The 1436-nt window shown below is 35.9% G+C and carries 1 protein-coding gene and 1 pseudogene; both read left to right on the top strand.

Annotation, left to right across the window (positions count from 1 at the left end; translation table 11 throughout):
• Window positions 1–157 (top strand): annotated as a pseudogene (locus GRP75_RS30120) (manganese catalase family protein); the annotation flags it as partial.
• A 91-nt stretch (window positions 158–248) separates the two neighbouring features.
• The gene (locus tag GRP75_RS26790; RefSeq protein ID WP_160790872.1) at window positions 249–680 is read left to right on the top strand and encodes an RrF2 family transcriptional regulator; all 432 of its coding nucleotides are present in this window, start codon (window positions 249–251) and stop codon (window positions 678–680) included.
• Window positions 681–1436: the final 756 nt, after the last annotated feature.

The raw sequence follows: 1436 nt of genomic DNA, 5'->3' as shown, positions 1-1436 counted from the left end.
TACATACCAGTGGCTGATTGACAAGACGGATGATGTGGATCTGTAAGACAGCCTCAAGTTTCTGCGGGAGCGGGAGATTGTGCATGCGCTGCGGTTTAAGGAGTCGGTGCAGATTATTATTGAATATACGGGAAAGAAAAAGGTATATATTCTTTAGCAGAACGAATTGAGAATATTTAAAGCTTATTATCAGTTCCAATTCAGTTTAAATAACCAATAATAACTAAACAGAGAAAAGGTGTGTTCATATGAGTACAGCAAATCGCGGAATCCACATTGGTCCTCCCCGTTTTAAAATAGCCGTTCATTCTGTCGTATGGCTAGCAAAAAGTAACAGCGTTTTATCTAGTGCAATGATTGCGAGTCAAGTTAAATCGCATGCTACATTCATGAGAAGAGTCATGCAGTCTTTAACCGTTGCAGGTATCGTGGAGTCAAAAGGTGGACGTGAGGGGGGCTACATTTTACGAAAAGCTCCCAGCCTAATTACTTTAGGTGATATTTATTATGCAGTAAATACGGATATATCAGAATCTGATTTTGATATCGATTGTGGAGATGCCGCTAAACAGCTTGATCTTGAATTGGAAAAAATTCTGTATGAAACTGAACAGCACACTATAAAATATTTGAGTCAGTTTACAATCGATGATGTCGCTAAGCGTATAGATTTACTTTAATTAGTAAAAAAATAAAAAAACAGGCATAAATTTGTAATGTGCTGTTTCAAAGATGCATCTCAAAAGCTTTAACCAATGATGCTGCCTTAGTGGTTAAGAGTTAAAGATGTCGCCATATTGGCGACTTTTTATTTTCTTGCTGGATTTTGTTATAACAGTACACTGATCGCTCATCCCCACAATTGCGCATACTTGCAACTATTGTATATAGAGAACAGCACTGGTATGGTAATACCGGTTAAAGTATTAAAGGATACTACCAGAATAGACCCGTTCCCAATATCTTTTAGATAGTCATATAAATTTTGATGGTAAGTTCAATCAATAGACGAAAGTAAGTTATTTAAAACCCTAGTTGTAAGAAAAATGTTTAAAAGTATACCTTCTCATCGATCACGGTTAGTCATCTATAGATGTATTCAGATGATAGATATATATGGTTACGAATACTGTGAAAGGGCTCCCCCTCAAAACGCCATTGCTCCTACTGACCAAACAATCAGGTGTCACTCCTGTACTACAACGTTATAAAGCATATTTTGTAACCTAACATTCGTACAGAAATAGAACTTGAGATTAAGGAATAAATGAATTATAATGTGCTCATTGCAGTTGCATTTAAAAGTCTTAAATGTGCTTAAAAAAGGCACAATATGAAATGGACTGAGATAAATATCTTACTATAAGGGAGAAATTACTATGTCCAATGTACTTTTTATTAAAGCGAATGATCGTCCAGCAGATCAAGCAGTAAGT

It is taken from the genome of Paenibacillus sp. OT2-17 (assembly GCF_009827695.1).
Classification (GTDB): domain Bacteria; phylum Bacillota; class Bacilli; order Paenibacillales; family Paenibacillaceae; genus Paenibacillus; species Paenibacillus polymyxa_B.
Note: the sequence above shows the minus strand (reverse complement) of the source record. Positions and strands in the feature narration are given on the sequence as shown.

Bases quoted from the DNA above. Each gene is read 5' to 3' on its own strand.
- GRP75_RS26790 (WP_160790872.1), top strand. From the start codon at position 249: ATGAGTACAGCAAATCGCGGAATCCACATTGGTCCTCCCCGTTTTAAA.